This window comes from Streptomyces sp. NPDC029122 (genome assembly GCF_055569445.1).
In genome coordinates this window covers 83,714-100,982 of sequence record NZ_JBVHWK010000014.1, presented here as the reverse complement: position 1 = coordinate 100,982, position 17,269 = coordinate 83,714, and the positions used below count along the sequence as shown (strand labels likewise).

Annotated in this window: 20 protein-coding genes and 1 pseudogene; 19 read left to right on the top strand and 2 right to left on the bottom strand. The window is 71.1% G+C overall.

Annotated features, from left to right (window positions below; genetic code table 11):
• Window positions 1-132 precede the first annotated feature (132 nt).
• On the top strand, window positions 133-543 hold the full coding sequence (locus ACZ4WZ_RS18285) for a RidA family protein (RefSeq protein WP_467891422.1): 411 nt from the start codon (window positions 133-135) through the stop codon (window positions 541-543).
• 55 nt (window positions 544-598) lie between these two features.
• Here ACZ4WZ_RS18285 and ACZ4WZ_RS18280 read toward each other — a convergent pair whose 3' ends face one another.
• Together ACZ4WZ_RS18280 and ACZ4WZ_RS18275 are read right to left on the bottom strand one after the other, a co-directional pair.
• Window positions 599-1,933 (bottom strand): M14 family metallopeptidase, encoded by a 1,335-nt coding sequence (locus tag ACZ4WZ_RS18280; RefSeq protein ID WP_467891420.1) that lies wholly within the window; start codon window positions 1,931-1,933, stop codon window positions 599-601.
• Between the two features lie 124 nt (window positions 1,934-2,057).
• Window positions 2,058-3,752, bottom strand: coding sequence for a chitinase (locus ACZ4WZ_RS18275; RefSeq protein ID WP_467891417.1), 1,695 nt, complete (start codon window positions 3,750-3,752; stop codon window positions 2,058-2,060).
• Between the two features lie 370 nt (window positions 3,753-4,122).
• Between ACZ4WZ_RS18275 and ACZ4WZ_RS18270 the strand changes: the two genes are divergently transcribed.
• From ACZ4WZ_RS18270 to ACZ4WZ_RS18185, 18 genes and pseudogenes are all read left to right on the top strand, one after another.
• Window positions 4,123-4,992, top strand: coding sequence for a hypothetical protein (locus ACZ4WZ_RS18270; protein WP_467891415.1), 870 nt, complete (start codon window positions 4,123-4,125; stop codon window positions 4,990-4,992).
• 39 nt (window positions 4,993-5,031) lie between these two features.
• Complete coding sequence (gene cpaB / locus ACZ4WZ_RS18265; protein ID WP_467891413.1) at window positions 5,032-5,733, top strand: Flp pilus assembly protein CpaB; 702 nt, start codon at window positions 5,032-5,034, stop codon at window positions 5,731-5,733.
• A gap of 7 nt (window positions 5,734-5,740) precedes the next feature.
• Window positions 5,741-7,012 (top strand): AAA family ATPase, encoded by a 1,272-nt coding sequence (locus ACZ4WZ_RS18260; RefSeq protein ID WP_467891411.1) that lies wholly within the window; start codon window positions 5,741-5,743, stop codon window positions 7,010-7,012.
• Window positions 7,013-7,015: 3 nt separating this feature from the next.
• The gene (locus tag ACZ4WZ_RS18255) at window positions 7,016-7,384 is read left to right on the top strand and encodes a TadE family protein (RefSeq protein WP_467891409.1); all 369 of its coding nucleotides are present in this window, start codon (window positions 7,016-7,018) and stop codon (window positions 7,382-7,384) included.
• 1 nt (window position 7,385) lies between these two features.
• Window positions 7,386-7,751 (top strand): TadE/TadG family type IV pilus assembly protein, encoded by a 366-nt coding sequence (locus ACZ4WZ_RS18250; RefSeq protein WP_467891407.1) that lies wholly within the window; start codon window positions 7,386-7,388, stop codon window positions 7,749-7,751.
• Between the two features lie 2 nt (window positions 7,752-7,753).
• Window positions 7,754-9,097 (top strand): CpaF family protein, encoded by a 1,344-nt coding sequence (locus ACZ4WZ_RS18245; protein ID WP_467891405.1) that lies wholly within the window; start codon window positions 7,754-7,756, stop codon window positions 9,095-9,097.
• Window positions 9,094-10,032, top strand: a complete 939-nt coding sequence (locus tag ACZ4WZ_RS18240) for a type II secretion system F family protein (protein WP_467891403.1) — start codon at window positions 9,094-9,096, stop codon at window positions 10,030-10,032. Before ACZ4WZ_RS18245 ends, ACZ4WZ_RS18240 begins: the two co-directional genes overlap by 4 nt.
• A gap of 16 nt (window positions 10,033-10,048) precedes the next feature.
• On the top strand, window positions 10,049-10,951 hold the full coding sequence (locus tag ACZ4WZ_RS18235; protein WP_467891401.1) for a DUF5936 domain-containing protein: 903 nt from the start codon (window positions 10,049-10,051) through the stop codon (window positions 10,949-10,951).
• A 3-nt stretch (window positions 10,952-10,954) separates the two neighbouring features.
• Window positions 10,955-12,037: a sensor histidine kinase gene (locus ACZ4WZ_RS18230; protein WP_467891399.1), complete on the top strand. Its 1,083-nt coding sequence runs from the start codon at window positions 10,955-10,957 to the stop codon at window positions 12,035-12,037.
• A complete protein-coding gene (locus tag ACZ4WZ_RS18225) occupies window positions 12,034-12,738 on the top strand; it encodes a response regulator (RefSeq protein ID WP_467891397.1) in 705 nt (234 codons plus the stop codon). The genes ACZ4WZ_RS18230 and ACZ4WZ_RS18225 overlap by 4 nt, the downstream gene beginning before the upstream one ends.
• Before the next feature lie 110 nt (window positions 12,739-12,848).
• Window positions 12,849-13,094, top strand: coding sequence for a hypothetical protein (locus ACZ4WZ_RS18220; protein WP_467891394.1), 246 nt, complete (start codon window positions 12,849-12,851; stop codon window positions 13,092-13,094).
• Window positions 13,094-13,258, top strand: a pseudogene (locus tag ACZ4WZ_RS18215) (pilus assembly protein TadG-related protein); the annotation flags it as partial. The gene ACZ4WZ_RS18220 and the pseudogene ACZ4WZ_RS18215, both read left to right, overlap by 1 nt.
• A 36-nt stretch (window positions 13,259-13,294) precedes the next feature.
• Window positions 13,295-13,756, top strand: a complete 462-nt coding sequence (locus ACZ4WZ_RS18210) for a hypothetical protein (RefSeq protein WP_467891543.1) — start codon at window positions 13,295-13,297, stop codon at window positions 13,754-13,756.
• Between the two features lie 31 nt (window positions 13,757-13,787).
• Window positions 13,788-14,375 (top strand): hypothetical protein, encoded by a 588-nt coding sequence (locus ACZ4WZ_RS18205; protein WP_467891392.1) that lies wholly within the window; start codon window positions 13,788-13,790, stop codon window positions 14,373-14,375.
• Between the two features lie 4 nt (window positions 14,376-14,379).
• Complete coding sequence (locus ACZ4WZ_RS18200) at window positions 14,380-15,018, top strand: OmpA family protein (protein ID WP_388934283.1); 639 nt, start codon at window positions 14,380-14,382, stop codon at window positions 15,016-15,018.
• A 93-nt stretch (window positions 15,019-15,111) separates the two neighbouring features.
• Entirely contained in the window at window positions 15,112-15,732 is a 621-nt protein-coding gene (locus ACZ4WZ_RS18195) for a hypothetical protein (RefSeq protein ID WP_467891390.1), read from the top strand.
• 205 nt (window positions 15,733-15,937) lie between these two features.
• A complete protein-coding gene (locus ACZ4WZ_RS18190; RefSeq protein ID WP_467891388.1) occupies window positions 15,938-16,369 on the top strand; it encodes a VOC family protein in 432 nt (143 codons plus the stop codon).
• A gap of 391 nt (window positions 16,370-16,760) precedes the next feature.
• The gene (locus ACZ4WZ_RS18185; RefSeq protein ID WP_467891386.1) at window positions 16,761-17,234 is read left to right on the top strand and encodes a ricin-type beta-trefoil lectin domain protein; all 474 of its coding nucleotides are present in this window, start codon (window positions 16,761-16,763) and stop codon (window positions 17,232-17,234) included.
• Window positions 17,235-17,269: the final 35 nt, after the last annotated feature.

The following is a 17,269-nucleotide window of genomic DNA, read 5'->3' as shown; positions in this document are numbered from 1 at the left end:
GGGGGAGCCGGGTCCCGCGGGGCGGTAGCCCGTCCTCGCGAACCGGTCGAACGGGCCCCCCGGGGACCGCGCCCCGCTGAGACCATCAGCGGGGGGAAACACCCCGCACCGATACGAACGCAGAGGACCCTCGTGAGCGAGAAGACCGCCGTCACCCCCGAGTCCCACCCCGCCCCGCCCGCGAAGTTCTCGCACGGCGTCCGCAAGGGCAACATCCTCCAGGTCGCCGGCCAGGTCGGCTACCTGCCGCACGCCGAGGGGCAGCCGCCCACGACGGCCGGGCCGACGCTGCGCGAGCAGACCCTCCAGACGCTGGAGAACGTCCGTTCCGTGCTGGAGGCGGGCGGGGCGAACTGGGACGACGTGATGATGATCCGCGTCTACCTGACCGACACCGGGCACTTCGCCGAGATGAACGAGATCTACAACGCCTACTTCGAGGAGCAGGGCCTCAAGGAGGCCCCCGCCGCCCGCACCACGGTGTACGTGGGCCTCCCGGCCGGGCTGCTGATCGAGATCGACGCCCTGGCGGTACTGGGCTGACGCGGCGAGGGGGCGCCCCCCTGGCGGTGGGGCGCCCCGGCCGGGCCCGTCCGCGTCACGCGGTGCAGTACTGGGCTTCCTTGCCGATGGAGCGGTACATGCAGTCCGCGTTCTCCAGCAGCTGGAGCACGGCTTCCTTGTTGCGCGCCGTCTCGCGGTCGATCACCTCGTCGGGCGGGTAGAAGCCGCCGCCGCCGCTCGACGGGTACATCTCGAAGGTGTAGCCGAAGATCTTCTGGTCGCCCCACAGCCAGTCGTCGATCGTGCCGTCGGTGATGTACAGGTCGCTCGACTGCTCGGGCGTGTAGCCGTTGCTGGCGGCCATGCTCGTGCCGATCTTCTTGTAGACGGCGAGGTCGTCGGCGGTCAGGCCCGGCGCGGTGTCGTTGTAGGTGTAGCCGAAGGGCCACAGCACCAGTTCGCTGTACGTGTGGAAGTCGATCGCGGCCTTGATCTGCTGCTTGCCGCCGACCACCCGGCCGCGGACGAAGTCGGAGACCGCCTTGACCTCGGGCGCGGACTCGGCGGCCGGCCCGCGGTAGGTCTCGGAGCTCTTGCTGCCGCTGGAGCCGCCGCAGCAGCCCCACTTGTAGTTCCAGTTGCGGTTCTCGTCCGTGCCGACGTACGAGGAGCCGCTGTTGGGCTGGCGGTTCTTGCGCCAGGATCGGTAGGAGCCGGTGGCGATGTCGTACTCGCCGCCGTCCGGGTTGAGGTCCGGGATGATCCAGATCTCGCGCTGGTTGACCATGTTCGTGACGCGGCTCTCGCTGCCGTACTTCGAGCCGAACTCCTTGAGCAGGTACAGGGCCATTTCCACGGTCAGGTGCTCGCGGGCGTGCTGGTGGGCCGTGAAGAGCACCTCGGGTTCGGCCTCGTCCGTGCCGACGTTGTCACTGATCTTGATCGCGACGAGGTCCCGGCCCTGGTACGACTTCCCGATGACCCGCTTGCTCATGATCCCGGGGTACTGGGCGATGCGCTGGTCGATCTCCGCACTGGCCTCGGCGTAGTTGTGGTACCTGGAGTCCGCCGGGGGGAAGTCCATCGGGGAGGCCGCCACGCCCCGCTCGCTGCGGTCCGGCGGGCCGGGCAGCGCGGTGAGCTCGTGGCCCAGCGCGCGCAGGGCGCGGGCCTGCATGGGGTCGGCGCTGACCACGACCGAGTGGGCGTCCACCTCGTCGATCGAGGCGCCGGTGCGCAACAGGGCCGTGCGTTCGGCGGCCGTGGACGGGCCGTGGATCTCGTACTGGACGATCGCTTCGTCCTGGGTGGCGGTGGACGGGGTGGGCGGGGGCGCTGCCGTCGCGCTCATGCCGTAGGCGGGTGCGCCGAGCGCGAGCGCCAGCAGGGCCGCCGTGACGGCGGCCCTCCGGCGGTGGTGGAGCCGCATGCGTTCTCCTGGGTGGGAGTGTGGGGTAGCCGTGCGGACGCGCACAGCGTGCTCTCATGGCATGTTCCGGTCAAGAACCTGAGGGGCTCACCGGGCCGAATCAGCCACCCCACACCTCTACCGCCTACGGCAGTGCGTGGACCTTCGGACCCACCGCGTTGGACCAGGTGCTACCCGCCTTGGCGTCCCAGTTGGTCGACCAGGTCATCGCCCCGCGCAGCGAGGGGTAGGTCTTCGACGGCTTGAAGGACCCGCAGCCCGTGCCCCTGGTCAGGCAGTCCAGGGCGTTGTTGACGACGGTCGGGGAGACGTAGCCGCTGCCCGCGCCGCTCGGCGAGGCGGGGACGCCGATGCCCACCTGGGAGGGGTCGAGGCCGCCCTCCAGCTGGATGCAGGCCAGCGCCGTCAGGAAGTCCACCGAGCCCTGCGCGTAGACCTTGCCGTCGCAGCCGTTCATCGCGCCGCTGTTGTAGTACTGCATGTTCACGACCGTCAGGATGTCCTTCACGGCCAGCGCCGTCTTGAAGTAGCCGTTCTGCGTGGACTGCATGTCGATGGTCTGCGGCGCCATGGTCAGGACCAGCGAGGGGCCGGCCTTGGCCGACAGGGCGCGCAGCGCCTGCGTCATGTAGGTCGGGTTGAGGCCGTTCTCCAGGTCGATGTCGATCCCGGTGAAGCCGTACTCCCGCATCAGCGCCCAGGCGGAGTTCGCGAGGTTGGTGGCGGAGGCGGAGTCATTGACCGAGATCGTGCCCTTCTCGCCGCCGATGGAGAGGATGACCGACGTGCCGGCGGCCTTCTTCGCGGCGACGTCCGCCTTGAACTGGGCGACCGTGTAGCCGCCGAGTCCCGCCGAGTCGAGGTTGAAGGCGATGGCGCCGGGCGTGGCCGTGGCGTCGGCGAAGGAGACGGCGATGATGTCGTACTGCGCGGAGACGTCGGAGAGCCTCTGGACGGCCGCGCCGTTGTTGAAGTTCTGCCAGTAGCCGGTCAGCGCGTGCCGGGGCACCGAGGGGTTCGGGTTCGGACCGCCGCCCCCGGTGGTGGTGCCGGTGACCGGAGCCGACCTGGGGCCCTCTCCGGCCGCGTTGTACGCGCTCACCTGGAAGGAGTACGAGGTGCCGGCCGCGAGCCCGGTGACGGGGGTGGAGGTGCCCGCCACCGTCTGGACGCGGACCCCGTCCTGGTAGACGTGGTAGCCGCTCGCCCCGCCGACCGCGTTCCACGAAAGGGTGAGCCCGTTCTGGCTCTGGCCGGAAACGGCGGCCCCCGCGGGCGCGCCCGGCAGGCCGGGTCCGGGATCGGCGGGGCCGCCGCCGTCCGGGCCGAGGACGCTGAACTCGTCGGCGGTGTAGGCCGGCTGGCCGTACCAGCCGTGGGTGTGGACGGTGACCCGGGTGGTGTCCGGCCCGGTGGTGAAGGTGGTCGACAGCTTCTGCCAGCCGCCGTCCGAGCCGGGGGTCCAGGTGGAGACGTCCTGGGTGCCGGTGCCGGTCGCGCCCAGGTAGACGTACGAGCCCTGCACCTGGGCGCTGAGCGTGTACGTGGAATTCGGCTTGACCGTGACGGTCTGGCTGCAGCGGGCGTTGTCCGAGCCCGCTGGGGTGGCCCTCAGGGCGCCCGCCCCGGCGTAGACGGGGGAGGAGACGGAGGCGCCGCTGCCGTTCGAGCAGGACCAGTTGGCGAGGCCGGACTCGAAGCCGCCGTTGCGGACGACGTTGACGTCGGCGGCCCGGGCGGGACCCGCCGCGAGGGCGGTCAGCCCGCCGGCGGCGAGGGCGGCGGCGACCGGCAGGGCGAGGGAGCGTATGCGGTTCACGTGGGCTCCGTGGGGGGAGGAAGGGGAGGAGCGGAAGGGGGGGCAGCGCGGGGGAGTGGGGTCCCCGGGACCGAGAGCTGGCGCCAGCCAAGTTGGTCCAGACCAATCCCCGTGTCAAGAGTGTTTGCAATGTGGCTTGAAATGCGCGGAGCCCCGATCCCTGTTGTCCGGGTTTCCCGCCTCCTGCGACATGTGCTTCCGGCACGGGAATCCTCAAGCCCCTGCCCTGTCAGGGGCGTCGCGGATATGGTGCTCGGGCAAGGGGGAAGGGCGTCGATCGTTTGCGGTCGCGCAGCATGCGCGCGTACGCGAAGTCCGGCGGACGGCCGGGCGGACGGGTGCCGCGCAGAGGGTGAACGGGGGGATTCGCGTGCCGACCGCCATCGCTGTCACCAGTGCCGATCTGGTGCTGCCGGCCCCCGACCGGCACACTCCGGGCGCCGCCGTACTGCGCACACCGGCCGAGTCCGGCCTCGAGGCCTCGCTCGCCGAGACCACCGCCCTGCTGGAGCGGCACGGGCATCTCGTCGCCGTCGTACCGTCCTGGCTGCCGCCGGCCACCGCGCGCCGGCTGCGCACCGTGCGGGCCGTCCTGGAGACCGACCGGATCGCGCTCCTCGAGGTCGATCTGCCGCCGCTGGCCACGGCCGTGCTGGTGCGTCAGCTGCGCCAGCTCACCGTCTGCGACTTCAGCCCCGGGGTGATCGCCTCGGCCGCCCGGCTGCTGTCCCACTACATCCACGCGGGCGCCCTGCTGGGTTCCGTCGCCAAGCTCGACCGGATCCCGGTCGGCCTCAAGGCGCACGCCCGCTCCTGGTCGCCCGGCGCCCAGTTCGCCGTACTCGCCCACCCGGCACCGCACCTGGCCCGGCTCGGCACCGCCGCGGCGGGCGCGCCGCCGCCCGGGCCCGCCTTCGCCACCCACCTCACCTTCGCGCGCGGCCAGCTGTCCTCCGACTGGGTGGCGGCCGAACTGGCCCCCGCCTGGCAGGTGCGGGGAGTCATGGAGAACCCGCTGCCCGCCGATTCCGCCCGCTGGTGGGCCACCCCGAAACTCGTCGAGTTCGCCGCCGCCATCCCGGACGTGTCCGTGCTCCACCAGCTGGTCGCCTCGGTCCGCCGCGAGGAGTGCGGCTGGTGCGGCTTCGAACTGATCGGCGACCGCTGCGGCTTCTGCGCCGCCCCCCTGGCCGCACCCCCGCCCGAGGCGGCCGCCGCCCGCTCCAGATCCGGATCCTGACCGCCCGAACGAACGAAGAACGGCGAGGTAGTACGGCCCATGAACTCACGCCAGCGCCGCGGCGTCATCCTGCTCCTGCTGTCGGTCCTGTGCGCCCTCGCCGCCTTCGCCGGGGTCCTCGTCGTCATCGGCGACGTCAACTCCAAGGTCGGTTCCGAGGTCGTCGCGTACCGCGTCAAGGGCGACATCGCACCGTACAGCGCCCTGACGGCCGGCCAGTTCGAAGAGGTGAAGGTCCCCAAGCGGTGGCTGTCCGACACCGCCGTCGGCGATCTCGGCGCGCTCCAGGGCAAGATCGCGCTCACCACCCTGAAGAAGGGCTCCCTGCTCCAGAGCGACATGTTCGTCGACAAGCCGCAGCTCCAGGCCGGGGAGCAGGAGATCGCCATCATGATCGACGCGGCCACCGGCGTGGCCGGCAAGATCACCTCGGGCGCCAAGGTCAACATCATCGCCACCTTCAAGGGCGCCAAGGAGACCGACCCCTCCCGCTCGGTGATCATCGTCGCCAACGCCCGCGTCCTGGGCGTCGGCAAACTCACCGCCCTCGACAAGGACAGCGACCGCAAGGGCCCCGCCGAGGCGGTCCCGATCACCTTCGCCCTGAACACGAAGGACACCCAGCGCGTCGCCTACGCCGAGTCCTTCGCGGAGCACGTCCGGCTGGCCCTGGTGGCGCCCGGCACCGACTCGGCACCCAGCCCGGCCGACCGCACGTACACCCTCGACGGGGACAAGTGAGGCGCGGATGACCACTCGAATCCTCCCCGCGGCCGGCGACCCGGACGCCGCCCGCTCCCTCGCGGCCCTGCTCGGCCAGCTGCCGGACGCCGAGCCCGCCCCGCCCGTGCCCGACTCCACCTCCCTCCTCGACATGCTGGGCCGCCTGGCCGCCGAGTCCGTCGACGAACTCCCCGAGGTCGTCCTCGTCCACGAGCGGATCGGCCCCGTCCCCGCCCTGGAGCTCATCCGCGAAGTCGCCCTGCGCTTCCCGGCCGTGGGCGTGGTCCTGCTCTCCTCCGACACCGGACCCGGCCTCTTCTCCGCCGCCATGGACTCCGGGGCGCGCGGCCTGATCGCCCTGCCCCTCTCGTACGAGGAACTCTCCGCCCGCGTCCAGGCCGCCGCCCTGTGGGCCGTCGGCGTACGCCGCCACCTGGGCGGGGGCGCGGACGCGTTCACCGGCCCCGGCGGCCGGGTCGTCACCGTCACCGGGGCCAAGGGCGGCGTCGGCACCACCTTCACCGCCGTCCAGTTCGCGCTGGCGGCCGCCGCCTCGGGGCGGCGTACCGCCCTGGTCGACCTCGACCTCCAGGCCGGGGACGTCGGCTCCTACCTCGACGTGCAGTTCCGCCGCTCCATCGCCGACCTCGCCGGCATCCAGGACATCTCCCCCCGGGTCCTCCAGGACGCCGTGTACGAGGACCGAACCGGCCTCGCGCTGCTGCTGGCCCCGGCGGAGGGGGAGCGGGGCGAGGAGGTCGACGAACGGGCCGCCCGCCAGGTGATCAGCGCCCTGCGCGCCCGCTACGAGCTCGTCGTCATCGACTGCGGCACCCAGGTCACCGGAGCCAACGCGGCCGCCGTGGAACAGGCGGACGTGGCCGTGCTCGTCACCACCCCGGACGTGGTCTCCGTACGGGCGGTCAAGCGGATGGTCCGGATGTGGGAGCGGCTCCAGGTGCGCAAGGCGGAGGACACCGCCGTGGTGGTCAACCGCTGGAGCAAGCACACCGAGATCCAGCCCTCGCTGATCGAGAAGATCACCAAGACCCGGCCGGTGCGTACGCCGGTCCCCGCCGCCTTCAAGGAACTCCAGGCCGTGGTGGACGCCGGCCGGGTGCAGGACCTCGACAACCGCTCGACGGTCAAGCAGGCGCTGTGGGCGGTGGCGGGGGAACTGGGGCTGTTGTCGGCGCCGGAACGGGCCGCCGCCCCGGCCCGGGCGGGTGCCGGGTCCGTCCTGGCGGTCCGCGCGGCCGGACCGGTGGCCCGGCTGCGGCGCGGGCGGGGGGACTGACCGGTGCGGCGGTGGCGGGACGAGCGGGGCCGGGACCGGGGCCAGGTGGCCGTGGAGTTCGTCGGCGTGGTGCCGCTGATCCTGCTGCTCGTGGCGGCGGTGTGGGAGTGCGTACTGATCGGCTACGCGTTCTCCCTCGCAGGCAACGCGGCCGACGAGGCGGCGCGGGCGGGGGCGGTCAAGGGCGACGGGGCGTGCGAGGCGGCCGCCGTCGAGCACATCGGGGGCGCCTGGGGGCCGGAGGTCGAGTGCGGCCGGGCCGGGGACGTCTACACGGCGAAGGTCAGCCTCGGCATCCCCGTGCTCTTCCCCGGCCTCGACTTCGGCCGGATCGACGGCAAGGGCGGCGCGGCGATGGAGCGGGAGGAGTGACATGAGACGACGGAACATCCGCTCCGACCGGGGGCAGGTGGCCCTGGAGTACATCGGCTTCGTGCCGATCCTGCTGTTCGTCGCCCTGTGCGGGATCCAGCTGGGCTGGATCGCGTACGTCCACGAACAGGCGGACACCGCCGCCCGGACGGCGGCCCGCGTGGAGGCCCAGCACCGGGGCCGGGGCGAGGCGGCCGGACACGCCGCGATCCGCGAAGGACTCCCGGCGGTCATCACCGTGGCCGCGGGCGCCGACGCGGTCACCGCCACGGTGACCATCCCCATCAACACGATCGTGCCCGGCCTGTCCGTCGAACCGGCGAAGGCCACCGCCGTCATGCCCAACGACGACCCGAAGGGACCGTGACCATGAGCCTGCGTTCCCGGGTCAGCACCCCCGACGACCGGCACGGCCCCCGCGAGGACGGCCGGCTCGTCTCCTCCTACCGCGCCAAGCTGCTGGAGGAGATCGACCTCGCCGAGATGTCCGCGCTCGCGCCCGCCGAGCGCCGGGCGCGCCTGGAGCGCGTCCTGGGGCACATCATCAGCCGCGAGGGGCCCGTCCTCTCCACCGCCGAGCGCGCCCAGCTGATCCGCCGCGTCGTCGACGAGGCACTCGGCCTCGGCGTGCTCGAACCGCTCCTCGAGGACGCCTCCATCTCCGAGATCATGGTCAACGGCCCCGACCAGATCTTCGTCGAGCGGTCCGGCCGGGTCGAGCAGCTCCCGATCCGCTTCGCCTCGCACGAGCAGCTGATGCAGACCATCGAGCGCATCGTCTCCACCGTCAACCGCCGCGTGGACGAAGCGAATCCGATGGTCGACGCGCGCCTGCCGAGCGGGGAGCGCGTCAACGTCATCATCCCGCCGCTCTCCCTCACCGGCGCGACCCTCACGATCCGCCGCTTCCCGCGCGCCTTCACCCTGCACGAGATGATCGCCCTCGGCTCCCTCGACGAACAGATGCTGCTCCTGCTCTCCGGGCTGGTCCAGGCGAAGATGAACCTGATCGTCTCCGGCGCCACCGGCACCGGCAAGACCACCCTCCTCAACGCCCTGTCCGGACTGATCCCCGAGGGCGAACGCGTCATCACCATCGAGGACTCCGCCGAACTCCAGCTCCAGCAGGCCCACGTCATCCGCCTCGAATCCCGCCCGGCGAACGTCGAGGGCAAGGGGCAGATCACCATCCGCGACCTCGTACGCAACTCCCTGCGCATGCGCCCCGACCGCATCATCGTCGGCGAGGTCCGCGGCGGCGAGACCCTCGACATGCTCCAGGCGATGTCCACCGGCCACGACGGCTCCCTCGCCACCGTCCACGCCAACAGCTCGCAGGACGCCCTGATGCGCCTCCAGACCCTCGCCTCCATGTCCGAGGTCGAGATCCCCTTCGAGGCCCTCCAGGACCAGATCAACAGCGCCGTCAACGTCATCGTCCAGCTCACCCGCTTCGGCGACGGCTCGCGCCGCATCACGGAGATCTCCATCCTCGACTCCCACGGCCGCGAGCCGTTCCGGATCACCACCGTGTGCCGCTACATCGCCCAGCCCATGGGGGCCGACGGGCGCGTGCACGGCTACTTCGCCTACGCCCCGCTGCCCCGACGGATCGCGGAGCGCCTCTACATGAGCAACCAGCCCATCCCCCAGGCCTTCGGGGTAGCACCGGAGGACTACCTCGACCCGCTGACCTCCCGGACCGTGCTGTGACCCACCTCGTCCTCCTCACCCTCGGTGCCACCCTGCTGGCGGGACTCCTCGTGTCCCTCGGGGCGCACGCGTACTCGGCCGGCCTCGCCCAGCGCGCCGCCCTCATCGACCGGCTCTCCGCGGAGGGCACCCCCGAGGCCACCGGCCGCAGACGCCGCTTCCAGGGCGTCGACCGGCGCCTGCGCAGGACGAAGCTGGGCCGGCGCATCGAGCTGAAGCTGGCGACCACCGGCCTGGACGTCACCCCGGGCGAGTTCTTCGTCTACATGCTGATGGCGGTCGCCGGGACCTGGCTGATCTCCGCCTCCCTCCTCGCGCCCTTCTTCGGCCCGGTGGCCGGCCTGATCGGGCTGTGGGCCGCCAACGCCTTCCTCAACTGGCAGCGCGCCCGGCGCACGGAGCGGTTCATCAACCAGCTGCCCGAGCTGGCCCGCATCCTCGCCAACGCCACCCAGGCCGGGCTCGCCCTGCGCACCGCCATCGGGATCGCCGCGGAGGAACTGGAGGCCCCGGCGGGGGAGGAACTGTCCCGCGTCACGGACCGGCTCGCGGTCGGCCACTCCATCGAGGAGGCGCTCGGGGAGATCGTCGAGCGGCTGCCGTCGCGGGAGCTGGTCGTCCTCGTCTCCACCCTCGTCCTGTCGGCGCGGGCGGGCGGCGCCATCGTCGGCAGCCTGCGGAACCTGACCGTGACCCTGGAGCAGCGCAAGGAGACGCGCAGGGAGATCCGTACGCAGCTCTCGCAGGTCACGGTGACCGCGTACCTGGTCCCCGCCATCGGCCTCGGCTCGCTGCTGCTGGTCGACCTGATGATGCCGGGCGCGCTGGACCGGATGACGGGCGCCCTGATCGGACAGACGGCGGTGCTGGTGGCGCTCGGCCTCTTCACGCTCGGCTTCGTCCTCATCCGCCGCCTGTCGAAGATCGACGTCTGAGGGGCCGGCCACCACGATGAACACCTACCTCCCCTTCCTCCTGGCCCTGGCCGCCGCCCTCTCCGTCTTCGGGATCCTCCACGGCGTCCGGCTCTACCGCGCCGACGTCGAACTCCCGACCGACCTCGCCCTCGCCCTGGAGGTCGGCGCCACCCGTACGACCGCCGTCGGCTCGGCCGTCGACCGGCTCGGCATCCGCTGGGCGCCGCTGGTGCTGCGGCTGATGGGGCCCAAGCAGGTGGCCCGCAAACGCCGCCAGATCGACATGGCGGGCAACCCGGCCGGCCTCACCATCGACCGGTACGCCGCCCGGCGCGCGGTCTACGGCTTCCTGGGCGGACTCGGCGCCTTCGCGATGCTGCTCAACGGCAAGCTCGTCCCGGCGCTGCTCATGGTGGCCTTCGGACTGTTCTGGATCGAGGCCGGGCTGTGGTCGGCGATCCGGATCCGGCGCGACAACATCGAGCGCACCCTGCCGGACTTCCTCGACGTCCTCGCGGTCGTCGTCAGCGCGGGCCTCGGCTTCCGCCAGGCCCTCGAACGCGTCGCGGGCAAGTACGAGGGCCCCTGGGCGGACGAGATCCGCATCACCCTCCAGCAGCTGGACATGGGCGTCAGCCGCCGCCAGGCCTTCGACGAACTGCGCCGCCGCAACGACAGCGAACAGGTCGCCCAGTTCGTCACGGCGTTGCAGCAGGGCGAGGAGCTCGGCTCCCCGATCGTGGACACCCTGATCGCCATCGCCGAGGACATGCGGCGCACGGACGCCCAGAACGCCCGCAGGCGTGCCGCCCGGGCCGTCCCCAAGGCCACCTTCGCGGTGACGATGTTCATGCTGCCCGGCACCCTGATCCTGCTGGTCTGCGGCTTCGTCTACGGCGCGAACGTCGACTTCGGCGCCCTGCTGGGAGGCGGCTGAGCCATGCGCCTAGAAGCCAACGCCCTCCAGGCCCTGTGCCGCCAGGTGTTCGCGGTGCGGCTGGTCATGATCCCCCTCGGCGCCCCCCTGGCCCTGGGCCGTACGGCGCCGGGCGTCCCGCTGTACCTGGTCGCGGGCGCGGTGGTGGGCACCTTCACCCTCTCCTACGCCCTCTACCGCGACTGGGAGCGCTTCGGGCCGATGCTGCTGCGCCACCGCTGGCTGCTGGCGGCGGACATGGCGGTGGGCGCCCTGCTGCTGATCACCGCCACCCCCTCCTCCCCGCTGGGGCTCGTCGCCCTCGGCACGCCGCTGCTGGCCGGGCTGGTCTACGGCTGGCGGGGCTCCGCGGTGTTCGCGGCGGCGCAGACGGTGGTGGTGGCGGCCCTGGGCGGCGGCCTGGCCCTCTCCCTCCTCTGCGTCCTGTCGGGCGCGGCCGGCTCCTCCGTACGCGACTTCCTCTTCCGCCTGTCGCGGACCCGGGCGCGGCTGGCGGCGGCCGAGGCGGTCCGGGAGGAGCGGGAACGGCTGGCGCGGGAGATGCACGACTCGGTGTCCAAGACCCTGCACGGCCTGGCGCTCAGCGCCGACGCCCTGTCCCGCACGACTGACCCCGCCGCCCTCCGCCACCAGGCCGAACAGGTGGCCGCGGCGGCCCGCCGCGCGGCCTCCGAGTCCCGTGCCCTGCTCACGGACCTGCGGCGCGCCGAGGAGGTCCCCCTCCTGCCGGCGCTGCGCGCACTGGACGCGGAGGTCCGGGTGTCGGGGGAACTGCCCGCGCTGCCCCCGGCCGTGGCGGGGCACATCCTGTCGGTGGCCGCGGAGGCGGTGGAGAACGTACGCCGCCACGCGGGGGCCACCGAAACCCTGCTGACGGTGTCGGTGACCGGCACGCACCTCACCGTCTCGGTGGAGGACGACGGCCGGGGCCTGCCGGCGCGGCTCCCCTCCGGGGGCCACTTCGGCGTGCTCGGCATGCGGGAACGCGCGGCGGCGATCGGAGCCGCCCTGTCGCTCGGCCCCCGCCCGGCGGGCCGCCCCGGCACCCGCGTCCGTCTCTCGCTCCCGCTGGAGGGGATCCGATGACCCCGACGACCCCTACGACCCCGATCGACATCCTGATCGCCGACGACAACCCGGTCGTACGGGCGGGCCTGAGCGCGCTACTGGCCACGGCGGGGGACCTCCGCGTGGTGGCCCAGGCCCGCGACGGCCGCGAGGCTCTGCACCTGACCCGGATCCACGCCCCGGACGTGATCCTGCTGGACGTCCGGATGCCGGGGGTGGACGGCATCTCGGCACTGCCGCACCTGGTGTGCCTGGCGCCGGTCCTGATGCTGACGTACAGCCAGGAGGCGGAGGTCGTCCGCGAAGCCCTGCTCCTGGGCGCGGGCGGCTACCTGATCCACGGCGAGTTCACCGCCGACGACCTGGTCCGCGCGGTCCGCGACATCCACGCCGGCCGCGCCCACTTCACCCCGACGGCCGCCACGGCCGTCCTCGCGGAACTCCGGTCCTCTTCGCAAACGCAACCTTCTGTGGCACAGTCGACGGAGCGCTTGCACAACTCCGTTGTGTTCGGCCTGAGTTCGCGGGAGGTGGAGATCATGGACCTGATCGCGTCCGGCATGAACAACCAGCAGATCGCCGGCGCCTGCTTCATCAGCGAGAAGACCGTCAAGAACCACATCAACCGCATCTTCGCGAAGCTCCAGAGCACCAGCCGCAGCGAAGCGATAGCCCGCTGGCTGGGAACCGCCCGTCCGGGAGTGACTGGTCATGGGTAGACACCGTGCGCAATGGGACCGTATTTGGGCCCCGGGACCCTTGGTTATCACCCGTCACTCCCCGTACCGTCCGCGAATCGACTGCGGAACCGGACCGGGAGGGATCCCCCATGTCGAACAACACGCTGCTGAAGGTCTCCGTCGAGGCGAAGGTCCGCGTCAGCGCCTGGACGGACACGACGGTGACGCGGATCCGCAAGCGCTACGCGAACCTGGACCGGGGGCAGACCGCGTTCGAGTACCTGGGCATCATCCTGGTGGTCGTGGTGATCATCGGCGCAATCATCGGTACGGGTATCGGTTCGGAGATTACCAAGCGCATCAAGCAGGCTGTCACGGACATCAAAGCCGGGTAGTGGGGGAAAGCGGAAAGGGGCGGCGGGATCGCGGTCAAGCGTTCCCCGTTTACATTGTGGTAATCGCAGCTCTTCTCTTCGCCGCTCTCGCCTTCTTCGTCGTTGGGCAGGCCTCTGTGACCCGCAGCGACGCGCAAGGCGCGGCGGACGCAGCCGCTCTGGCTGCCGCTCAAGACGCGCGGGACCACCTTCTCCCGGGCTTGATCCTTGCCGAGCTACAGCCCAAAGACTGGGAAGCCGTCCTCAAGGGCGGCAGGTTCAACTCTGCAGGGGCCTGCCGGAAGGCTGCCGATTTCGCCGAAGGTAACGGCGCCATGGCCTCGTGCACTGCTAATCGCCTGAGCTTCAGGGTGGTTGTTAGCACCAAGCGGACCGTGGGCAATTCGGTGATCCCCGGCACCAGTGACATGAAGGGGACAGCTGACGCCACCGCCGTGATCGAGCCGCGCTGCCACCTGGGGGTGGCGGCATCACCGTCGCCAGTCCCCACACCTGCGCCCTCGCCTGGGCAGACGACCCCGCCGACGGAGAGCGATGCACCGAAGCCGGTGGTGGTGAAGTTCCAGTGCAAGGGCGGGAAGGTAATCACCTTCAACCCCGCAAAGCCCGATCCGTGGCGCACCGTAGGCCGGGCGCTATTCGATGTGCGTTTGACCGACTGACCGTGACATATCCGAGAAGGAAGCAGTGCAGATGATCATTCGGCAGACGATGAAGGCCTGCGGGGGAGCGGCCGTTGTTGCAGCGGTCTTGGCCCTCACGGTGGCCGGATGCGGAGGCGGTGACGAGAGTGGGGGCAAGGCGCCGTCGAAGTCATCGAAGCCGCAGTCGCAGGGCGCTGGATCCCAGGTTCCATCGTCGGGCAAGGGGGCAAGCCCAGTGCCGGCCTCGGTTATCGCCACTCTCAGCGGTCAAGACGGCATGATCCTGGAAATCAACTCTGCTCAGAGGGACCCAGGCGGATTCCTTACTGTCACGGGACAGCTCAAGAACACCAGCAGTAAGTCCTACAAGGACACTGCCGCCTGGCGCGGCATTGAACTGAAGGGATCGGGCGAATCCGTAGCGGGTGCGACACTGGTCGACAAGGCTGGGAAGAAACGCTACTACGTGCTGCGGGACACAGAGTCGCGCTGCCTTTGTACGGCTGGTATCTCAAGCGTTGATCCAGGCCAGGCCGTGCCCTTCTTCGCGCAGTTTCCGATGCCGCCGACGTCCACCACAGAGGTCGAGTTCAACCTCCCCACCTTCGCCACGGCCACCGTCAAAATCTCCGGGTGACCCCATGACCAAACGCCACCGCGTAGCCGCTGCCACAGCCGTCGCCGCCCTCGTCATCGCCGGGACCCACCTCATCGGCGCGACAAGCGCCCACGCCGACGACCCGAAGCCCTCCGTCCCCCCCGGCACGGAGCCGTCAGCCGCCGCGCCCGTGCAGGTCGACCCGAACGCTCCCGGCCTCAAGATCCCCCAGGGCGGCACCCTCGCGCCCATCAAGGTGCTCGACATCGCCGAAGTCGTCGAAGACCTCGGCGGCGAGCAGCGCCGCCAGGAGACCAACCAGAACGTCATGATGGCCCTGCAGTCAGAGGTCCTCTTCCCCGAGAACAGCGCCGTCTTCAACGCCCAGGCCGCCTCCCGCATCCAGGCCATCGCGCAGGAGATCAACACCCAGAAGGCCACCCGCATCCGCGTCTTCGGCTTCACCGACGACCAGGGCAGCTACGAACACGGCAAGGAACTCTCCAAGCAGCGCGCCGACGCCGTCCAGGCCGAGCTGGCCAAGACCGTCACCAGCCCCGGCGTCACCTACGACGTCCGGGGCTACAGCGAGGACTACCCGATCGCCGACAACAGCACCGAAGAGGGCCGCAAGAAGAACCGCCGCGTCGAGATCACCTTCCCCCGGGGAGCCGCCGGTTAGGCGCCACCCGCCCGGCACGCCGCCTCAACGCTGACATTTGTCACTTTTGTCCGGGTCGAACCCACCGGAAAGTGGAGGGAGTTGACTCGGTGGATGGCAGAGCGGGGGTTCCAGGTGGCGGGCAGGGAGACGGCGACGGGGACGGTGACCCCCAGGCCAGCCAGGGGCGGGATCGTGCGGGTGGGGGTCCGGTCGCTGGTGGACGTGCTGCTGCGGCGGCCGGCCGCGCAGGGGGTGAGGCACTCGGCCGGGGTGCGGCAGCTGGTGCTGACCCTGGTCGCGATGGAGGCCGTGACCGGGTTCCTGCTGTCCTCGATGCTGCCGCCCCCGGCCCGGCCCGTGCACGCGGCGGTGGAGGTGCTGCTGGTGCTGGCCGGGCTCGCCCTGGTGGCCACGCTGCTCCGGCACCCGCACCAGGTGGACGCGGAACGGCTGGTCCTGCGGACCGGGTTCCTCGGGGACGTGACGCTGCCGCGCTCGGCGGTCCGGTCCGTGTCGCCGGTGGTGCGTACCGTGGACGGCCGTGGTCCGCGTCCCGTGCCGGGCGAGCCGGAGGCGGTGGCCTGCTCGGTGAGCGACTCCCTGGAGGTCGCCGTGCACCTGGACCCGCCCGTACGCCTCGACCTCGGTGCCGCCGGGGTGGTCGACGCCAGCACCGTGTACACCTCGGCCGACTCCCTCGCCGCCCTTTCCGCGGCCCTCCGGGCGGCCTAAGGGCCAAGGGTCGTTCCGCAACTGGTCTTTGGCAGCACGGGAGTGCCTGGCCGGGATCGCATCCCGGGTTCCCTTTGGGGAAGCACTGACCTCGGTTCACCCCTGCGACCGCACGACACGGCAACGGGTAGCAGGTGCCTCCTCCCGACAACGTGCGGACCTACCGACCCGGGAAGAGGAGCAGGGCCCCTGCTAGTGTGCGCCGATGTCAACGATCAAGCAGTTCCAAGTGACCTTCGACTGCGCGGAACCTGCGCGCCTCGCCGCCTTCTGGTGCGAGGTGCTGGGGTACGTCATACCGACGGTCCCGGAGGGCTTTGCCACGTGGGAGGAGTACCACCGCTCGCTGCCGCCCGAGGACGAGATCTACTTCGCGTGTACTGATCCCTCGGGTGTGGCCCCGCGCCTGCTGTTCCAGCGAGTTCCCGAAGGCAAGGTCGTCAAGAACCGGGTGCACCTCTGTGTGCGGGCCGGCGCCGGGCTCGTGGGTGACGAGCGCCTGGCCACGCTCGAGGCCGAATGCGCACGGCTGATGGCGCTCGGCGGGAAGCACGTGCTGACGCAGCGCGCCGATGGCGTCAACGAGTCGTGCATCACGATGCAGGACATCGAGGGCAACGAGTTCTGCCTCGGCTGATTCTCCCGATATCGCGCACGCCGTTGCGGCGGGGTGTAGCGGAAATTCCGCGCGAGGAACGTTTCGGCGCACTGAGGGGCGCGTCTGAAATTCGGGTCCGCCCTGCGCAGGGGTGCGGCGCAGGGCGGACCCGGCGTGTCGGTCAGGAATTTTCGGCCATTTTGGCAGGTGGGGCGGGCGGCTGTTTTGCGCCCGTGCGGGCGTTAATCCGCCAGTCGTAGGTCATCGGATCATCTGTCGACTGCTCGTTGGGGGTGAATGGTCGTCCGATTCAATTGACCGGCCGGTGATCGCTGGTATCAATTCCGTGTGCTCGTGATCGAGCCGGATGACTCCCTCCTTTTGGCCTGAGTGAATCACTCCTGCCTGCGTCGAGAATGGAATCCGCATCATGGCAATCGCCCTCCGCAAGACGCTCGCCCTCGCCGCGCTCGCCCTGACCGCCTCCCTCCTGCCGGCCGGCGGGGCGGCGGCGGGCACCGTCCAGCAGGCCGCCGTCCCCGGCCGGTACTGCCTCGCCAACACCTGGGGGGCCGCGGACGTCTCCTCGAAGCCGTGTGACGCCGCCGACCGGGGCCAGCACTGGACCCTCGCGGGCCATCAGATCTCCCTCACCAACGCGCGCGGCTACTGCCTGGCCAACAACTGGGGCACCCCGGACGTCTCGACGAAGCCGTGCGACCCCAACGACCAGGGCCAGTACTGGAACGTGTCGGGTCAGAAGATCTCCCTCGCCTTCGCCCCGGGGTACTGCCTCGCCAACGCCTGGGGGACCCCGAAGATCACCACGAAGCCCTGCGACGCCGCCGACCGCGGGCAGAACTGGGTGGTGTTCAACGACCAGATCAGCCTGGCCCTCGGCTGATCCCCGCTCCCGCGCCCGGGGCCCGCCGGAGCGGC